Genomic DNA, 15,963 nt, shown 5'->3' on the forward strand with positions numbered 1-15,963 from the left:
GGTGACACGGGTGAACCTGCGACGCCGACTTGCCGCCTGCCTAGGCATCATTGTCGTGTGCGCCGCGTTGAACCTCGTCTCCCCCATCGTGATTGCGCAGCAGCGCACACTTGATCCGGGCGAGTACACCATGCTTTTCGACGGCACTTCGCCCCGCACCCGCACCATCGCGCTGTCCAAAGCCCCGAAGAGCCTGGACGCGGTGGTGACGCTGGACGGCGACGAGGTGGACGCGTTTCCCATCGACCCCTCCACCGCCTTTCCCGCGAAGGGGCGCGCCGGGCTGGGGCCGCTGCTGCCCTACCGCCCGGAGCGGCGCACGTACCCGCTGTTCGATTCCACGTCCGGGGAGGATGTCGGGATGGACTACCTGGGCCCCGGTTCGGTGCAGGGGTTGGACACGTACAAGTACTCGGCTGCGCTTTCGGACGGGTGCGTGCGCACCGTTGATGCGGAGCGGCGCACCGGCCGCATCCTCGACGAGGTGTGGGACTGCGGCGCCGACCAGTGGGTGCTTGCCGATGCGACCAAGGCGGCGCAGGTTTCGGCGGCAGGGCGCGAGGTGGCGTGGCTGCGCGGGCTGCAGGTGATGTCGGTTATCACGCGGATCATCGCCGCTGCGGCGTTCGTGGCGGGCCTGGTGCTGTATGCGCGCCGCCGTTAACCGCTTCTGGGCGCCGGTGTACGGCGCTCTGCTGGTGGTGGCGCTGACCTGGCCGTTTTTGGTGCCCGGCGAGGCGTTCGCGCTTCGCGACATGATGGTGTTCGACTCCATGGCGCTCACCCGGGCGTCGCTCGGCTGGGGCGATCTGGCCGCGCGCAACGTGCCGCAGGACGCGCTTTTGGGGATCCTACCGTGGCCGGTGGCGTTCCTGCGCGTGTTCATGGTCGCCGCCGCCGGGTGCGCGGCGTGGGCGGGTTTTAGGCTCGGCCGCAGCCCGTTCGGGCAGGCGGCGGCGATGACGGTGGCGGTGTGGAACCCGTTCGTGGTGGAGCGGCTGCTGCAGGGGCAGTGGTCGTTGGCCGCGGCGGCATGGCTGCTGCCGCTGGTGGCGTTGGGCCTGGTGCCAGCGTCCGGCCTGGCGCACTGGTTGGCATCACTGACCCCCACCGGTGCGCTGGCGGCGGCTTGTTTCGCCCGCGGGTGGCGCGGGGCGGCGGTCAGCGTGTGCACCTGCCTGCCGTGGGTGGTGGCCGGCGTGTTCGCCGGCGCGGAGGGCACGTCCTCGGCGGCGTCCGTCGAGGCGTTCACACCCCGCGCCGAGGCATATGCCGGCACCCTCGGCTCCCTGCTGGGCCTCGGCGGGATCTGGAACGGCCAGGCGGTGCCTACCTCCCGCGAGCTCGGGTTCGCGCTGTTCGGCGTGGCACTGTTTGCCCTACTTGCGCTGTCGTGGCGGGCGGTGCCCCGCCACTTCGTGCTGCTGGCGGCGCTGGGGTTCGCGGTGGCGCTTGCGTCCTGGGCGGGGCTAACCGCACCACTTGTCCAGTATTTCCCGGGCGGTGGGTTGCTCCGCGACGGCCAGAAGTGGCTCATCCTCGCCATCCCTGCGTTCGTCGCTGCCGCCGGTGCACTCGAGCCTCGGCGCGCGCTCGCTGCCGCCGCGTTCGCCCTGCTGCAGGTCCCGGACGCGCCGCTCGCTCTCGCTGCGCTCACCCCCACCACCGTCGAGGTTCCCGCCGTCGACCACCGCGGCCGCGACGTCTTCTTCGAATCGCGCCCCGCGCTTTTGCCTCTCGACGGCCACCCAGTTGTCGACCCCGCCCCCAAGGCAATGAACGTGGTCGAATCCGGGGCGCTCACAGTCGACGGGGTGGCGGTAGACCCGCCGTCGCTGCGCTGGTCCGCGGCGCAGGCGGCCCTCGATGACCACGACCGCCTGCGCGAGCTGGGCGTCGGCGTGGTGATGCGCGCCGACGGTTCCGTAACCGAGACGGGCGCACCTGCACGCCCGCTGCCGCCTGTGGGTGTGGCGTTGTTTGCCCTGTGGTGCATGGTGCCATGGCTGCTGTGTGACACGGATCACACCTACTCAGCCCGGCGCTCCTGCCTGCGCGTTTCAGGAAATTAGTTGGCTTTTACCAATTAATGTGCACTTCCAATCATTGATGTCCTTGCACTGCTCGCCTCGCATTTCCTAAAGTGAACGCCAAGTTAACAACAGGTTGCGTACACGCGTAACCCTGAGCCTAGAGAAGGAGCAGATACCGCTTCTGCAAGGAGGAACACACCATGGCTAACAAGATTGACTTCAGCATCATCCGCGAGCGCGCCCTGCGCAACATCCGCGAGGACCTGCTCGCCGAGTTCGCCGGCCAGTTCGATGCACTCGAGATCAATGACGCGTTCGATGCTGTCCTGCGCACCCACCGCAGCTCCGCTGTAATCGAGGACTTTATCCCCGTCCTCGTCGAGGCCGAGATGCGCGACCGTCTCCGCGACGGCGAGCTGTTCCCCTCCGCGGCATAGCACCGCATAGACCCAACGCCCAGCCCTTCCCAGCGGCTGGGCGTTTTGCTATGCTCGGATGACACTGTCGGTAGCGGAAAAGCTCGCCGGCACCCAGCGAACGTCAACCCCACGCGTCCGGGGAAAAGGGCGCACTCCCGGCGCCTTGTGGCCGTATCAGGGCTGAAGCGGTTCGATTCCGCTCACACGCACAACGCATGCGGCCTGCACGACGCACACGGGCACGACCCCCACCACAGGGTTGCACCGAGCACTGTTTACTACCACGACGTTGGGGGTGCCGCGGACGCAGCCGCGAGGGTTGGGAAGGGTTAAACGACAAAAAGTGTGTCTGATTCAGCGTGTCGTGGGGGTTAGATTTGGCCTTTTTGGATGCCGATTGAGTGTGTGTAGTTGGTGTCGATAGCGTTGTCGTAGAGGGCTGGTCGTCCGGTTTCGTGGTCGGCTTCGTTCTCGTTTCGGGTCAGGGTGGATACTTTGGCGAGTTGGCCCTGGCCCCAGTCGGACTGACTGGCGATTCGTACTGGATCGTCAGGCAGTTCCGTTTTCAAATAGAGCCACCAATCCAGCATGCGGCGTTGTCGTTCACCTGATCTGCCGCGGTGTGTTCTGGCGAGCAGTTTGAGCTGGGCGTTGATGCCGCCTTCCAGGCTGTTGGTGGTGGATTTGATCCACTCTGGTTGAAGTACTGCTTTTGGCGGGTTGAGGTAGACAAACAGCATCTCGGACCGCCAAAGATGGTTGAGGCTGTTGTATGCCTTGCGCACGTTGTGATGCGTCCACACGCGGGTCCATGCACCGGTTTTGGGATCTTTGACCAGGGTTTTCTCGTCCATCCATGACCGGTAGAGCGTGGAGAACTCGTGCAGCTGCGCACCCCATGCAGCGGCTTCATCCAGCGTGGTGATCCGGGTCAGCTTCAGCGCAAGTCGGTAGATGGTGCGCCCGGCATCGGTGCGTGGGTTACTGGTGGTGTAGCGGCGTACCACGCGTTGGGCGTGGACGAGGCAGCGTTGAATTTTCGTAGTCGGCCAGCACTTTTTGATCGCGCTGTATGCGCCTTGGCCGCCGTCGATGACGGCGATGAGTGGGGCTTCGATGCGCTCAAGCAGCAGTTGGTAGTCGCGGGTGGTTTCGTGTTTGCACCAGTGCCAGGCAATCACGTGGTCGATCGTCGCCGCGACGATCAAGCAGCCGCCAGCGGTGTAGGTGCCGTCAAGGAAGATCTGGTCGTAGACCCGCTTGTCGTGGCCGGCGGTGGGGTCAGGCACATCAACGAACCAGAACGGTTCGAATCGACGTTGCATCGTGCGCGGTGAGCACCCCACACGGCGGGCAACGGTATCGAGGCTGGCGCCGGTGGTGAGGTGGTCGATGAAGACGGTGAACGCCGCCGCGTTGGTGATGTCGCTTCTGCGTTTCACGCTGGAGGCGCCGCATCGTTTGCAGCGCCACCTGGTGGTGCCTTTGCTAGTGGTGCCGTTTCGTTTCATTTCTCCGCCGCAGTGGCAGCGTGGTTGGTTCTTTGACATTGCGACACCACACCACGCCGCACATAGCACATCACGGCAGCCACACCGAGGATTGAACGCTCGAGACCTAAATATATGCCCCCGAAGCATATATTTCCCTGAAACCTACAGGTCAAACCCTGAAAATCGTCGATTCCAGACACACTTTTTGTCGTTTAACCCGTTGGGAACGGGGACAGCAACGTACAAGGAGGCACACACATGCTGCTCGCAGAGGCACTGGCGCGCCGCGCCGAGGCGCAGGACCGCCTGAACAAGCTGCAGGAACGCCTGGTACAGGGCGCGATGATCCAGGAGGGCGACACGCCCATCGAGGATCCGGCTGCCATGCTCGAGGAGGCCGCCGGCCTACTCCAGGAGATTGAGACGCTGGTGCGCCGCATCAACCACACCAATGCGCAGACGGAGTTCGAAGGTGCCACGCTCACCGACGCCATCGCGCGACGCGACGCGCTGCTGCGCTCCCGCCGCCTCTACGCCGCCATCGCCGACGCGGGCACCATGACAGGCTCGCGCTATTCCCGTTCAGAGGTCCGCTTCGTCCCCGCCGTGGACGTGAAAGCCCTGCGCGAGATGGCCGACAGCGCCGCGAAGGCGTACCGCGAGCTGGACACGAAGATCCAGCAGCTCAATTGGACAACACAGCTGCAATAATCCGCTCGAACTTTCGGCCGGTCTCCTCCCAGGAGAACCGCGCCGCCCACGCCCGCGCCGCAGGAGCCATTGCCTCTCGACGCCCCAAGGTCTCCCCCACAACCTCCCCAAACTCCTCACCAGGCTGCACCAGCCTGCCGGTCTCTCGGTCGCGGATAGAGTCCGCCACCCCGCCGGCGGACGCGTAGGCGACGGTGGGCACCCCGTGCTGCGCCGCCTCAATCACCGCAATCCCCCAGCCTTCTTTGCGCGAGGGCAAAAGGTGCAGCTCAGCCCGCTCCAGCAGGGCATGCTTGTACGGCTCGGAGACGTGCCGGTGGAAGACCACCTTGTCCCCGTACGGGGCGGCGTACTCGCGCAACTGGTCCTCCCACCAGCCGGAGCCGACCACGTCCAGCACGGCGCCGTCCATGTCCGCCACCGCGTCGATCGCCTCCTCGATGCGCTTGTGCGGCACCAGACGGGAGAGGGTGACCAGGTGCAACCGTTGGTCGTCGTAAAGCACAGGCGTATGCGCCGGAACAGGGTCCACGCCGTTTTCCACGATCGCGATGTCTGCCTCGCGCACCCCGAGCGCCACCAGGTCGCGCTTCGAGGCCTGCGACACCGTCACGTACTGCGCGCCCCGGTACACCCTCGGCGCCACCTTCGCTTCAAGGAACCAACCAAGCCGCCGGATCAGCGGGCCCGCCACCGGCCACTGCTCCTTGTGGCAGTGGTGCGTAAGCAGCACCACGGGTTTGCGCGTGAACAGCCGCGCGAAAAAGGGGATGCCGTTTTGCGTGTCCACCGCCACATCCGGCCGGTTTCGCCAGATCGACAGCGGCGCCGCAAGGTACACGCCGAACTTGCCGCCGGCACGCTCGTAGCGCACCCCGTTCCGCCTGGATCTGCGCGGCGCGTCCGTGTGTTTTGCGGTGCGGTAAATCACCTCGTGGCCCTGCGCCGCCAGGTACTCCCCGACGCGCTCGAGGTAGCGCTCCGACCCGCCGCCCTGCGGGTGGGTGGTGTCGCGCCAGCACAGAAGCAGTATCTTCATGGTGCGATGACCTCGAGCCCAACTTCGCGCGCCGCATCCGATAGCCGCATGTCGTAGGTGAGCACCGCATCCGACTCCAAGTCCAGCGCCGCCTGCAGGTGGATCGCATCCAGCGTTCGCAGGTACGGCATGGGCAGCATGCTCGCGCTGCGCAGCGTCGCCCGGTTGAGTTCCGCAAGCGAAATTCCGCGCAAGATGAGCGTGACCTCGCCCTGGGGCCTGCCCAAGCGCACCGCCAGCCGCCGCAGCTCAATCTCGAGCAGGTCCGACGAAACTACCTCGCACTTCCCTGCCTCGAGCCAGAGTCGCATCGCCCGCGTGTGTGGCTCCGCTTTCAGCAGGCAGGCGATAGCCGATGTATCCGCATACACCCGCCGCATCCTAGAAGCGGTCCTCGCGCATGTCATCGAGCATCTCAGTCAACGGTTCGCCTTCCGCCGGCTCCACCGGAAGGTCCAGCCATCCGCCAACACGGGTGGCGGGCCGAGTGATGGTCAACCGCGGTTTCGGCTCGTCGAGGGGCACCAGCCGCCCCACCGGTTCGCCGTTGTTGGTGACCACGAAGCTGTGCCCCGCCCGCACCGCGCGCAGGATCCGCGCAGAGTCGTTGCGCAACTCGCGCTGCGATATTCTGCGTTCAACCAGCGATTCGTCGTATTCCGGCGTGGCCATGCACCGCACTGTAGCACGGTTGCTACGGTATGCATATGCACCGTACCCGCCGGATGGCCACCTTTTCCCGCTCGCTCCGGCTGTTGCGCGCGTTTTCTTACGAGCAATTCCGCCCGCGCATCTTCTACTCCCTGCTCGCCCGCGACACGCGTTCGCTTCTCGACGCCCTCTCGCACGACCTCCTGGGCACCCCCGTCACCGGCCAGTCGGTACTGGACGTCGGCGGCGGGCCCGGCTACTTCGCCGACGCGTTCTCCGACTGCTTCTACGTGGGCCTCGAGCCGGACATCTCCGAAATGTCGGCCGCGGGGATATCGGGCTTCGGCTCCGTGCGCGGCGACGGCACCGCCCTTCCCTTCACTGACGATTCCTTCGACGTGGTGTACTCCTCCAACGTCGCCGAACACATCCCGAACTGGCAGGCCATGGGCGACGAGATGCTGCGCGTGGCCAAACCCGGCGGGCTGGTGGTGCTCAGCTACACGGTGTGGCTCGGCCCGTTCGGTGGACACGAGACGGGGCTGTGGCAGCACTACGTGGGCGGGGAGTACGCGCGGCATCGATACGCAAAAGTGCACGGCCGCGACCCGAAGAACATCTTCGGCGAGAGCCTGTTCGCCGCCTCCGCGCGCGAAGGACTTGCCTGGGCGGAGGCAACCGGCCAGCTCGCGGCCGCCTTCCCCCGCTACCACCCGCGGTGGGCGTGGTGGGTCACCCGCGTGCCGGCGCTCCGCGAGTTCGCGGTGTCAAACCTCGTGCTTGTCCTGCGCAAGGGTTAGAAACGCGGTCGCAGCAGCAAATTACGTTGCACCCGATCCATTTTCTTCATCACCCCGAGCGTCTGGGGAGACATCGCATGAACCAACGCGTACATGTCAGCCAATCGTTCTTGATGGTCAACGTTGAGTATTTGTTCCTGATGGCTCACACGGTTTCTCAACCTACGTAGCTGCTCGAGAGCAGTCGCAACAGCGTACCCGCTCTCCACCTGAACTGGAACAGAAGGATGAATGCTTGATCGGTGCGCGTCTACGAATTTTTCGGCCAATCCCGGAAACCCACCGGAGAGTGCATGTATCCACAGGTTCTCCTTCGCCGAGAATCCACTCGCGAAATTCGAGCGGTTGCGCGGGGCCTGCAAGGGGAATAATGAGCTGATATTGCCGAATGAAAGCTGCGAAATTCGATCATCTAAGGTTATCGGAGCACTAAACCGCGGATGATTTCGCGGTCTGCGGCGAGCACTGCTTTCCGCAGCGTTTAACGCGTCTGAAGCCATTCGACTGACCGCTTTCTTTAGCGGTTGAGCCGGATCCTCCAACCAATCCTCAGTGTTCCCTTGAGCTTGATTCCACTTTCTGAGTTCGCAATCAATACGATTGCGCAGTACGGGCTCGAAAATCGAGAGAGCCTCATACCAGGCCGATGCCACTGCGCTTTGCCACAGGTACAAGGACTGAACGGAGCGGTCAGAAACAGAGTTCGCGCTACGGCCTGTCTCCCCCACAATGGCCATGCGGTATGAGTGCACCCGTGCACTGCTAAGCCCCCGAAGCATCCCACCACTCATGCGGGTAACGCTAACAAAAAACCCGCCTTTCGGCGGGTTTTCTGCAAAATTAACAACAGATCCTGTCTGAAGTTTTCCAGCAGCGACGTTACAGCATTACTGCCGTGCTACACAAGCGCCTACTTCGCCGCAGCCTGGACGCGCTCGTCGAGTTTGGCCAGCTGGTCGAAGATCTCCTGCGGCACGCGGGAGCCGAGGCCCTCGAGGTAGCGGCGGGAGTCTGCGACGTCTTCCTTCCACAGCTCCGGGTCGGCGGTGAGTGCCTCGCGCACGTCCTCGATCGGGGTGTCCAGGCCGGTCAGGTCCAGGTCCTCGGCGCGGGCGGTGTAGCCGACCACGGTCTCGTCGGCGTCGACGTTGCCCTCGATGCGGTCGATGACCCACTTGAGCACGCGGGAGTTGTCGCCGAAGCCCGGCCACAGGAAGCGGTCGTCGTCGCCGCGGCGGAACCAGTTGACCAGGAAGATCTCCGGCATGCGGTCGCCGCCCTTTTCACCCATGTCCAGCCAGTGCTGGAAGTAGTCGCCCACGTTGTAGCCCATGAACGGCAGCATGGCCATCGGGTCGTGGCGCAGGGAGCCGACCTTGGCTTCCGCGGAGGCGGCGGTCTGGCCGGAGGAGAGCATCGCGCCGATCATGGTGCCGTGCTCCCAGTTGTGGGCCTGCGTGACCAGCGGCACGGTGTCCGGGCGGCGGCCGCCGAAGAGGATGGCGTCGATCTTGACGCCCTGCCAGTCGTTGAACTCCGGTGCGGCGGCCGGGCACTGCTCGATGGCCACGCAGTAGCGGGAGTTCGGGTGGGCGGCCTTGGAGGAGGACTCAGGCGTCCAGTCCTCGCCGCGCCAGTCGATGAGGTGGGCGGGCGCCTCGCCGTCCATGCCTTCCCACCAGACGTCGCCGTCGTCGGTGAGCGCGACGTTGGTGAACAGGATGTTGCCCGGCTCCATGCTCTTCATGGCGATCGGGTTGGAGGCGTAGTTGGTGCCCGGCGCGACGCCGAAGAAGCCGTTTTCCGGGTTGACGGCGTACAGCCCGTCCTCGCGCAGCTTCATCCAGGCGATGTCGTCGCCGACGACCTCGGCCGTCCAGCCGTCCAGCGTCGGGGTGATCATGGCCAGGTTGGTCTTGCCGCAGGCGGACGGGAAGGCGGCCGCGATGTGGTAGGCCTTGCCCTCCGGGGAGGTGAGCTTGAGGATGAGCATGTGCTCGGCCATCCAGCCCTCTTCTTTCGCCATCACGGTGGCGATGCGCAGGGCGTAGCACTTCTTGGCCAGGATGGCGTTGCCGCCGTAGCCAGAGCCGTAGGACCAGATCTCCTTGGTCTCCGGGAACTGGGAGATGTACTTGGTGTCGTTGCACGGCCACGCCACGTCTTCCTGGCCCGGCTCGAGCGGGGCGCCGACGGAGTGGAGGCAGTGCACGAAATTCTCGCCCTCGATCTTTTCCAGGGCCTGGGTGCCCATGCGGGTCATGATGCGCATGGAGAGCACGACGTAGGCGGAGTCCGTCAGCTGGACGCCGAGCTTCGGGTCCGGATCGGAGATGGGGCCCATGCAGAACGGCACGACGTACATGGTGCGGCCGCGCATGGAGCCTTCGAAGTGCTCCAGCATCTCCTCTTTGAGGGCTGCCGGCTTCATCCAGTTGTTGGTCGGGCCTGCATCTTCTTCGTTCTCGGTGGAGATGAAGGTGCGGGACTCCACGCGTGCCACGTCGGACGGGTTGGAGCGGGCGAGGAAGGAGTTGGGCCGCTTTTCCTCGTTGAGCTTGATCAGGGTGCCTGCGTCGACGAGTTCGGCGGTGAGGCGGTTCCACTCTTCCTGGGAGCCGTCCGCGAAGACGACCTTGTCAGGTTGGAAAAGTTCGACCGCCTCGTTGATCCAAGCGATGAGCTTGTCGTTGTCGGTGGGGTTGGTCCCCTCCAGGCGCTTGATTTCGGCGGTCATTTACGTACTCCTTGTGTAACTGGTTATGGCCAGTGCGCGTGCGAAATTCATCGTTGTTGCGCCCCAAGAGTATCGAAACGGGCGTTCATCTGGCCAAAAGTTCCGATCAATTCACTCGTACTGGATATAACCAGCTGGCACGAGCACGACCTTTGTCGCAAGCGGGGGTGGAGCTCTACCCCCGCCACCCGTTCTCGGGCATTTGCTTTACGACGCCTCCGGGGGTGACCCGTGGAGCTTGCGTTTGCCCAGTTCATGTGGACAATAAATTTGATGAATAATACTGAAAATTTGCGCCCGGGAACGGGCGAATTGCCGGCGGGCCGCCCGCTGCAAACCGAGTTCGACACCGGCCTGGACTACCCGCGCCTGGGGTCTGTGACCTTCCGCCGCGGCACCCTCACCGAAAACCAGGAAGCCCTGTTCGATGAGCATTGGCCGCGCTTAGGTCGCGTGCTGGCGGAAGGCTCGGACGAGCGCATCGACGTCGACGAGTGGTTCGATCGCACAGGCCACCCCACGATTGTGGAGATCGGCTCCGGCACCGGCACCTCCACCGCTGCGATGGCTCCGCTGGAAGCGGACACGAACGTCATCGCCGTGGAGTTGTACAAGCCGGGCCTGGCCAAACTGCTGGGTTCAGTGGTGCGCGGCGGCATCGACAACATCCGCATGGTGCGCGGCGACGGCGTGGAGGTCCTGGCCCGGATGTTCGGCGAGGAGTCCCTCGACGGCGTGCGCATCTTCTTCCCGGACCCGTGGCCGAAGGCGCGCCACCACAAGCGCCGCATCATCCAGTCCGGCACCCTGAACCTGATCGCCACCCGTTTAAAGCCGGGTGGTGTGCTGCATGTGGCCACGGACCACGCGGATTACGCGGAGTGGATCGACGAGCTGGTGAACGTGGAACCGATGCTGGAGTACAGGGGGTGGCCGTGGGAGGATGCACCGCTGCTCACGGACCGACAGGTGATCACTAAGTTCGAAGGCAAAGGTCTGGACAAGGATCACGTGATCCGCGAGTACCTGTGGGAGAAGAAGTAGCCATGGATCTGCAAGCGCTGTCGCACCCGTACACCCCAGGCGCGCCCGCCGGCCCGGAGAGCCTGCTGCTGGTGTGGGACGCGCCGAACCTGGACATGGGCCTCGGCGCGATCCTGGGCGGGCGCCCGACTGCGGCGCACCGCCCCCGCTTCGACGCGATCGGGCGCTGGCTCATCGACGAAGCCGAGGCCCGCGCCGACGACCTCGGCCGCGACATTGAGCCGGAGGCGACGGTGTTCACCAACGTCTCTGCCGGCGGAGCGGATTCCATCCGTCCATGGGTGGAGGCGCTGCGCAACGTCGGCTTCGCCGTGTTTGCCAAGCCGAAGAGCGACGAGGATTCGGACGTGGACCGGGACATGCTGGCCCACATCGAACGTCGCCGCGACGAGGGCGTGCTCCAAGGTGTCGTGGTCGCCTCGGCGGACGGGCAGAACTTCCAGGAGCCGCTGCTCGAGCTCGTCGACGCCGGCATCCCCGTCACCGTCCTCGGCTTCCACGAGCACGCCTCCTGGGCGGTGAACTCCCCGGACGTGGACTTCGTGGACTTGGAGGACATCCCGGGCGTGTTCCAGAACCCGCTGCCGCGCGTGAACCTGGACCGGCTGCCGAACGGCGGCGCGTGGCTGCAGCCGTTCCGCCCGCTGCGCTCCCTGCTGCACAACACCCGCGACTAGGAGGCCGGAGATGTTTTACAAGTGGGGCCGTTTTGCGTTCCGCCACCGTCGGATCATCCCGCTGGTGGTCATCGTGCTCATCCTGGCCATGCAGGTGCTGTTCGGCTCGAAGCTGGGCGAACGCCTCTCCCAGGAAGGGTGGGAGGATCCGGGAGCGGATTCGACCACGGCCGCGGTGATCGAGCAGGAGACGTTCGGCCGCGACAACTCGGGCGATGTGATCGTTTTAGTCAGCGCCAACGACGCCGACGACCCGCAGCTGACGGAGGCGGCCAACGCCCAGCTGACCTCGCTGCGCGAGCAGTTCCCCAACGAAATCGCCCACATCACTAGCTACTTTGAGCGCCCCAACCCGCAGCTGGTGAACGCCGAGCACACCAAGGCGTTCGCGGCGATCGGGCTCAAGGGCGACGGCGAGCAGACGCTGAAGGATTTCCGCACCATCAAGCCCGCGCTCGAGGCGATGGAGCTGCCGGGCGCGACCGTGCAGGTCGCCGGCGCGACCGCGGTGGCCGACGCGCTGGACGAGGGCATGGCCGCCGACATCGCCCGCGCCGAGAAGGTCGGCCTGGTGTTCGTGGCCGTCATCCTGCTGTTCGTTTTCGGCGGCGTGGTCGCGGCCGCGATGCCGCTGATCGTGGGCATTTTGTCCATCATCGGCTCGCTGTCTCTGCTCGCGGTGCTGGCGCAGTACCAGCAGGTGAACATCTTCTCCCAGTCCATCATCACGCTGCTGGGGCTGGGCCTGGCCATCGACTACGGCCTGTTCATGGTCTCGCGTTTCCGCGAGGAGCTGGACCGCGGCGCCGAGGTCGAGGAGGCGGTGGCGGTGACCACCAACACCGCCGGCAAGACCGTTTTCTTCTCCGCGCTCATGGTGGGCGTGGCCTTGTCCGGCCTACTGATGTTCCCGCAGGCGTTCCTCAAATCCGTGGCCTACGGCGCGATGAGCGCGGTGCTACTCGCCGCGGTGATCTCCGTGGCGGTGCTGCCGGCGCTGTTCGGCATGCTGGGCCCCAAGATCGACATGTGGTCGGTGCGTAAAGCTTCTCGACGTTCACGTCGCCTCGAGGACACCGTCTGGTACAAGATCCCGGCGTGGGCGATGCGCCACGCCAAGGCTGTCGTGGTCGGCTGCGCGGCGCTGTTGCTCCTGCTCACCGTGCCGATCGTGGGCATCACCTTCGGCGGCATCAACGAGACGTACCTGCCGCCGAGCCAGGCCACCCGCCAGGCCCAGGACGAGTTCAACGAGGAGTTCCCCGCCTTCCGCACCGACCCGGTCAAGCTCGTGGTCACCGGCGCGGACAACCAGCAGCTGGTAGACATCGTGATGCAGACCCGCCAGGTCGATGGCCTGGCCGCGCCGCTGAAGCCAGCGCACGCCACGCAGGACGGCACCACGGTGCTTTCCGCCCCGCTGGAGGATAGGGCCGGGGGCGCGGACGTCGTGAAGCAATTGCGAAACATTAACGCCCCCGAAGGCGTCGAGACCTACGTCTCCGGCACCCCGGCGATGGAAACCGAATCCATCGAGGCGCTGCTGAAGCGCCTGCCGTGGATGGCGCTGTACATGGTCATCGCCACGTTCCTGCTGATGGCGCTGGTATTCGGCTCCGTGATCCTGCCGGCGAAGGCCGTGATCATGAACGTGCTTGGCATCGGCGCCACACTCGGCTTCCTCACCGCCGTGTTCGTCGACGGCCTCGGCGCCGGCGCACTGAACTTCACCCCGGGCCCGCTGATGAGCCCGATTCTGGTGCTGATCATCTCCATCCTCTACGGCCTGTCCACGGACTACGAGGTCTTCCTGGTCTCCCGCATGGTGGAGGCCCGCCAGAACGGGCTGAGCACCGACGAAGCGATCAAGCGCGGCACCGCGCACACCGGCGGCATCATCACCGCCGCGGCCGCCATCATGATCGTGGTCGCCGCCGCCTTCGCGCTCAGCGAGATCGTGATGATGAAGTACATCGCCTACGGCATGATCTTCTCGCTGGCCCTCGACGCCACCCTGATCCGCCTGCTGTTCGTGCCCGCGGTGATGCACATGCTGCGCGAGGACAGCTGGTGGGCGCCGCGCTGGGTGAAACGTTTGGCCGGTGCGTTCGGAGAGGGCTCAAGCCTATCGACGCCACCGCGCACCGAAACCCCCATCACCGAAATGGTGCCCGACACCCAACCCGGCCGCGCGGGAGTGTCGGTGTCCGAAGACGCCTCCCTGGTGCCGTTCACCCAACTCATGCGCGACCTGGAGGAACGCCGCGCACGCCAGGCGTTAGAGCAGCTGAAGAAGAAGGAACTTGAGCGCTAACACGTGGCGGCAGTGGCTGCGCTGGCTCGCACCCGTGGCGCTGCTCGCGGTGCTGGCCGTCGCGTTTCGCAACGAGCTCGGCTTTCTCAGCGAAGCGTTCGTGGCCTTGCGCCGCGCCGTCGCCACCTCCCCCGGCCCGCTCGTCGGCGCGGTCATCGGCGCTTTCGGCGCGATTTTCGCCATGGCAGCCGTGATGATGATCCTGCTCAACGTGGACGCCCCGCGCACCAACATGATGCGCACCGTCGCGCTCACGCTCGGCTCCAACGCCTGGTCCACCTCCGTGCCCGGCGGGCCCGCGCTCTCGGCGTGGCTGACCTACCGCGTGCAGCGCAGCTGGGGCGCATCGAACGGCCTGTGCGGCTGGTTCTTCGTCATCTCCGGCGCGCTGTCCACGGTGTGGATGGTGCTCATCGGCCTGGTCGCCGTTGTCTTCCTCGGTGCTTCGCTGTCCGTGACGACGCTGGTAAGCACACTCGCGCTGACTCTCCTTGTCATCGCCGGAATGTTCTGGGCCACGCGCAACCCCGACATTCTTACGCGCTGGGCCCGCTACCTGCCGCCGAGTGTGCGTGACCGGGTCACGAACGTGATCCAGCAGGTCTCGCAGATCCGCATGAGCACCGGCCAGTTCGTAACCGCGGCGTTCTTCTCCCTGTGCAACCGGCTCCTCGATTTGGTGGTGCTCTTCTTCTGCGTCTGGGCCGTCCTCGGCACGCCGCCAGGCACGCAACCGGGACTCAACGAGGCCTCGCTCATGGGGGTCACGCTCGCGTTCATCATGACCAAGCTCGCCGGCGCCGCCCAGGTCACCCCGGGAGGGGTGGGCACCGTTGAGGCTGCCGCAGCCGCCTCGCTCGTCGCAGCGGGCATGTCGCTTGTCGACGCCACCGCCGCCACCCTCATTTACCGCATCATCTCGTTTGTACTCATCACCGCTATCGGCTGGGTCGTTCACATTGTCTGCTACGCCGGTCGTGGCTACATGCTGGGCGCACCGTCGCGGTCGGGGTCTGAGTCCGGCGAGCAGTGACAGGTTGAGAGGTCGTCGCGTGGCGTGCCTTAGCACTCACTTACGCTTTCCCTGGTTTTTTCTCGTCGTTGTTGTGGATTGCAGATTACGCTGAATCCCACGCCTCAATCAGATTTTGGGCCGCATTATCGCCACCTGGAACAAACGTTTTTAGCATGTTCACCACTTCACTAGTCCCCATCGTCCCCTTGTCGGAGTATTCATTAAACAGCACTACGGTTTCTCTGGGGAATGGCAATAACCCTAGGTTTATATCGACCTTTTCACCATTATTCTAAGCATGCACTGCTCCCAATAGCTTGAGCGCTAACGTCTCTTGTTCGAAAGTCAACGCCATTAGCATCGCTGGTTTTCGAAACACTGTTATCGGCGAGGGGAATGGGCTGTGAAGTTCAATCAGGCGTTCAATTTGAACAGACAGATACTCTATCCTCCGCTCCAGGGCAGCGACGTCTTCTGAGTCTTCTTCCACAAAAACTCTCCCTACAACAGGACAAACATCAATGCTTCAGCTATACCAAGGGCTAGTTGCTGACCTACGACTGGTTCAAGGTTGACACGTAGTTTCTCCTTCTACCTGTCTCACTTTCCGGTGGGAGTGTTCCTCACTTCCTAACCCTTACCCAAGCTTCAAGATTTCGCAGGACGACAGAAAATTAAGCACACATAGCGTACCGACGACAGTCGTGAGTGAGGAAAATCACCAGGACTAATCATCGCAATGTGGGGTTTTCTATAGCACGCTGTTTTCTACTCTTTTTCCACCGGCACTCAATAAATGTCAGCCCTCGAACTATGGAGCTCCGAATGTTTGAGCTGACTTCTAAATAAGAGCGTCGACACCGGCAGGCGAAAGACGGTGTAGAGACTGCAGTGTTTGCATGAGAATTCATTACATCTACAGACACTCGAATACCCGCAAACTCGGGTGCTACCACATACTCACCACCCCGCTACCGTTTCAGTCTTCTGAACATCTTGTTTTCCGCCTGTGCGGAATTAGTCTGGCAAC

Annotated in this window: 16 protein-coding genes; 9 read left to right on the forward strand and 7 right to left on the reverse strand. The window is 64.3% G+C overall.

Annotated elements, in window-relative coordinates; all coding sequences use genetic code 11:
- Positions 1-10 precede the first annotated feature (10 nt).
- The 3 genes from CAFEA_RS10125 to CAFEA_RS10135 all read left to right on the forward strand — a co-directional run bounded on the left by CAFEA_RS10125 (position 11) and on the right by CAFEA_RS10135 (position 2,470).
- Positions 11-664, forward strand: a complete 654-nt coding sequence (locus CAFEA_RS10125) for a porin PorA family protein (RefSeq protein ID WP_063936993.1) — start codon at positions 11-13, stop codon at positions 662-664.
- The gene (locus CAFEA_RS10130) at positions 648-2,072 is read left to right on the forward strand and encodes an MmpA family trehalose lipid delivery protein (protein ID WP_063936992.1); all 1,425 of its coding nucleotides are present in this window, start codon (positions 648-650) and stop codon (positions 2,070-2,072) included. The genes CAFEA_RS10125 and CAFEA_RS10130 overlap by 17 nt, the downstream gene beginning before the upstream one ends.
- 161 nt (positions 2,073-2,233) lie before the next feature.
- A complete protein-coding gene (locus tag CAFEA_RS10135; RefSeq protein ID WP_063936991.1) occupies positions 2,234-2,470 on the forward strand; it encodes a three-helix bundle dimerization domain-containing protein in 237 nt (78 codons plus the stop codon).
- A 353-nt stretch (positions 2,471-2,823) separates the two neighbouring features.
- On the opposite strand, the gene CAFEA_RS10140 is transcribed toward CAFEA_RS10135, so the two are convergent.
- Positions 2,824-4,002 (reverse strand): IS1249 family transposase, encoded by a 1,179-nt coding sequence (locus tag CAFEA_RS10140; RefSeq protein ID WP_063937531.1) that lies wholly within the window; start codon positions 4,000-4,002, stop codon positions 2,824-2,826.
- A gap of 201 nt (positions 4,003-4,203) precedes the next feature.
- On the opposite strand from CAFEA_RS10140, the gene CAFEA_RS10145 reads away from it, so the two are divergent.
- The gene (locus tag CAFEA_RS10145; protein ID WP_063936990.1) at positions 4,204-4,656 is read left to right on the forward strand and encodes a DIP1984 family protein; all 453 of its coding nucleotides are present in this window, start codon (positions 4,204-4,206) and stop codon (positions 4,654-4,656) included.
- On the opposite strand, the gene CAFEA_RS10150 is transcribed toward CAFEA_RS10145, so the two are convergent.
- Genes CAFEA_RS10150 through CAFEA_RS10160 form a run of 3 tightly spaced genes read right to left on the reverse strand, consistent with a single transcriptional unit; the run spans position 4,631 to position 6,367 of the window.
- Entirely contained in the window at positions 4,631-5,695 is a 1,065-nt protein-coding gene (locus CAFEA_RS10150; RefSeq protein WP_063936989.1) for a glycosyltransferase family 4 protein, read from the reverse strand. The genes CAFEA_RS10145 and CAFEA_RS10150 overlap by 26 nt on opposite strands.
- On the reverse strand, positions 5,692-6,102 hold the full coding sequence (locus CAFEA_RS10155; RefSeq protein WP_082855616.1) for a type II toxin-antitoxin system VapC family toxin: 411 nt from the start codon (positions 6,100-6,102) through the stop codon (positions 5,692-5,694). Before CAFEA_RS10155 ends, CAFEA_RS10150 begins: the two co-directional genes overlap by 4 nt.
- Entirely contained in the window at positions 6,077-6,367 is a 291-nt protein-coding gene (locus CAFEA_RS10160; RefSeq protein WP_051106531.1) for a type II toxin-antitoxin system Phd/YefM family antitoxin, read from the reverse strand. The genes CAFEA_RS10155 and CAFEA_RS10160 overlap by 26 nt, the downstream gene beginning before the upstream one ends.
- A 35-nt stretch (positions 6,368-6,402) precedes the next feature.
- On the opposite strand from CAFEA_RS10160, the gene CAFEA_RS10165 reads away from it, so the two are divergent.
- A complete protein-coding gene (locus CAFEA_RS10165; RefSeq protein ID WP_063936987.1) occupies positions 6,403-7,146 on the forward strand; it encodes a class I SAM-dependent methyltransferase in 744 nt (247 codons plus the stop codon).
- Here the strand turns inward: CAFEA_RS10165 and CAFEA_RS10170 are convergent.
- Together CAFEA_RS10170 and CAFEA_RS10175 are read right to left on the reverse strand one after the other, a co-directional pair.
- Positions 7,143-7,883 carry an Abi family protein gene (locus tag CAFEA_RS10170; RefSeq protein ID WP_158293383.1) on the reverse strand — a complete coding sequence of 247 codons (741 nt, stop codon included), beginning with the start codon at positions 7,881-7,883 and terminating at the stop codon, positions 7,143-7,145. The genes CAFEA_RS10165 and CAFEA_RS10170 overlap by 4 nt on opposite strands.
- Before the next feature lie 173 nt (positions 7,884-8,056).
- The gene (locus tag CAFEA_RS10175; RefSeq protein WP_035000218.1) at positions 8,057-9,883 is read right to left on the reverse strand and encodes a phosphoenolpyruvate carboxykinase (GTP); all 1,827 of its coding nucleotides are present in this window, start codon (positions 9,881-9,883) and stop codon (positions 8,057-8,059) included.
- A 273-nt stretch (positions 9,884-10,156) separates the two neighbouring features.
- Between CAFEA_RS10175 and trmB the strand changes: the two genes are divergently transcribed.
- Genes trmB through CAFEA_RS10195 form a run of 4 tightly spaced genes read left to right on the forward strand, consistent with a single transcriptional unit; the run spans position 10,157 to position 14,951 of the window.
- A complete protein-coding gene (trmB, locus tag CAFEA_RS10180) occupies positions 10,157-10,927 on the forward strand; it encodes a tRNA (guanosine(46)-N7)-methyltransferase TrmB (protein ID WP_063936985.1) in 771 nt (256 codons plus the stop codon).
- Between the two features lie 2 nt (positions 10,928-10,929).
- Positions 10,930-11,604: an NYN domain-containing protein gene (locus tag CAFEA_RS10185; RefSeq protein ID WP_063936984.1), complete on the forward strand. Its 675-nt coding sequence runs from the start codon at positions 10,930-10,932 to the stop codon at positions 11,602-11,604.
- A 10-nt stretch (positions 11,605-11,614) separates the two neighbouring features.
- Positions 11,615-13,918, forward strand: coding sequence for an MMPL family transporter (locus CAFEA_RS10190; protein WP_063936983.1), 2,304 nt, complete (start codon positions 11,615-11,617; stop codon positions 13,916-13,918).
- A complete protein-coding gene (locus CAFEA_RS10195; protein WP_063936982.1) occupies positions 13,908-14,951 on the forward strand; it encodes a lysylphosphatidylglycerol synthase transmembrane domain-containing protein in 1,044 nt (347 codons plus the stop codon). Before CAFEA_RS10190 ends, CAFEA_RS10195 begins: the two co-directional genes overlap by 11 nt.
- 274 nt (positions 14,952-15,225) lie before the next feature.
- On the opposite strand, the gene CAFEA_RS10200 is transcribed toward CAFEA_RS10195, so the two are convergent.
- Positions 15,226-15,423: a hypothetical protein gene (locus CAFEA_RS10200; protein WP_143313296.1), complete on the reverse strand. Its 198-nt coding sequence runs from the start codon at positions 15,421-15,423 to the stop codon at positions 15,226-15,228.
- Positions 15,424-15,963 lie beyond the last annotated feature (540 nt).

This window comes from Corynebacterium afermentans subsp. afermentans (genome assembly GCF_030408355.1).
Lineage (GTDB): Bacteria > Actinomycetota > Actinomycetes > Mycobacteriales > Mycobacteriaceae > Corynebacterium > Corynebacterium afermentans.